Origin of the sequence: Sodalis-like endosymbiont of Proechinophthirus fluctus, from assembly GCF_001602625.1 — a bacterium.
In the GTDB taxonomy this organism is placed as follows: domain Bacteria; phylum Pseudomonadota; class Gammaproteobacteria; order Enterobacterales; family Enterobacteriaceae.
On the sequence record NZ_LECR01000090.1, the window covers coordinates 15125 to 15888 of the forward strand.

Genomic DNA, 764 nt, shown 5'->3' on the forward strand with positions numbered 1-764 from the left:
CGGCGCCGATGGCACAATCTATTCAGACACTGGCCGGCAAACTGGCCCAACAGTTGCGCCATCAAAAGCGCAGTGGCGGCCGCATGAGAATGGTCCAGGATCTACTGCAGGAATTCTCCCTCTCCTCCCAGGAGGGTGTCGCGCTGATGTGTCTGGCCGAAGCGCTGTTGCGTATCCCGGATAAAGCTACACGCGGTGCCTTGATTCGGGACAAAATCAGTAATGGCAACTGGAAAATCCATCTAGGCCGCAGTCGATCGCTGTTTGTCAATGCCACTACCTGGAGTCTGTTGTTTATCGGCAAGTTGGTCGTGACCCACAATGAAGCTAGCCTGTCGCGATCCCTCAATCGTATCATTGGCAAAAGCGGCGAGCCACTTATCCGCAAGGGTATCGATATGGCCATGCGGCTCATGGGAGAACAATTCGTGACCGGCGAATACATCGGTGAGGCGCTGGCCAATGCGCGCCGCCTGGAGCAACAAGGGTTCCGCTACTCCTACGACATGTTGGGAGAAGCCGCGCTGACGGAAGAGGATGCCCAGGCCTACCTGCTTTCCTACCAGCAGGCGATCCACGCCATCGGCAAAGCCTCCAGCGGCCGCGGTATTTATGAGGGGCCGGGAATTTCCATCAAGCTTTCTGCTTTGCATCCGCGCTACTGTCGATTCCAATATAAACGTGTAATGACGGAGCTTTATCCGCGGCTGTTGCGCCTTACCCTGCTGGCGCGGCAATACGACATCGGCCTTAATATCGACGCG

General features: G+C 56.4%; 1 protein-coding gene. It reads left to right on the forward strand.

Annotated elements, in window-relative coordinates; translation table 11 throughout:
* Positions 1-764: proline dehydrogenase family protein (locus tag BG74_RS18300; RefSeq protein WP_439895728.1), on the forward strand; the 764-nt coding region annotated here is incomplete at both ends.